General features: G+C 53.8%; 1 protein-coding gene. It reads left to right on the top strand.

The features are described from left to right. Nucleotides 1-220: 220 nt before the first annotated feature. Nucleotides 221-1,013, top strand: a 793-nt coding sequence (locus tag AC2VLY_RS02100; protein ID WP_486921695.1) for a transposase, incomplete at its 3' end; no start/stop codon positions are given.

Below are 1,013 nucleotides of genomic sequence, written 5' to 3' on the forward strand. Positions count from 1 at the left end.
TACGAATATTGCACTAAATGGTAGGTTCCCTTAAGTTGACACCATTGGGGCGCGTCCCAATGGTGTCAGGTTAAGGAATTTCCGATCAAACGTTCGCTAGCAATCGAGAACGTTTGAGTGCGTTAATGACTCCGGATCTCGGCGGTTCAACGCGTGTCGCCAATAAAAAAGCTGGACCTTCGGGCCACCTTCCAGTATTCTTGCACGGGAGGTGGAAATAATGTTCATAAAAGCGTTGGCTCTTATCAATACCGTCGGTCAAACATTACAAGATTTGGGGTTTCGGGAGCGATCCAAAGAACGTCCGCAAGATTTTACCCGCGACCGCAAGGTCGGGTTCGTCGGGGCCATGTCCATGATTTTAAATTTAGCCCGACGCAGCACTCAAATCGAATTGGATCAGTTTCGGGAGCGGTTGTGGCCATTCCAAGCCGAGGAGACTACATATACGAAACAGTCCTTTGGTGAAGCACGGCAAAAAATTCGTCCCGAAGCGTTTACCGAACTGAATACGGCGTTTGTGAATCGGTATTACGACGACGAGGACTATCGTACATTTCGCGACTTTCGCGTGTTCGCGGTCGACGGTTCCACGCAGCAATTGCCTGATTCCCCTCCGTTGCGGGCCGAATATGGGGTAGCGACTGGGAAGGGCACCTTTGAGGTGGCCAAGGCTCGGGCGTCCCAACTCTACGATGTCTTAAACGGCATCGTCGTCGATGCCGTAATCGCTCCCTTTCGTACCGGGGAGCGCGAGTTGGCTCGCCAACATGTGGAGGCCTTTCTGCGACTGGCGGCTCGCCAGATTGCGACCATCATGTTGTTTGATCGCGGCTACCCGTCGCTGCCCTTGCTCTTTTATCTACTGACCCATAACATTCGCCCAGTGATGCGCGTGCCGGTAAGCTTTTATCCTAAAATCATCGGTGTCGCTCGGTCCAACACCTGGGTCACCCTCACGTTGTCCTCGGCCCAGGCGCGCCAAGTGCGCGCTTGGGGAGTGGACGCCACCG

This window comes from Acidithiobacillus sp. TH-A36 (assembly GCF_057473445.1).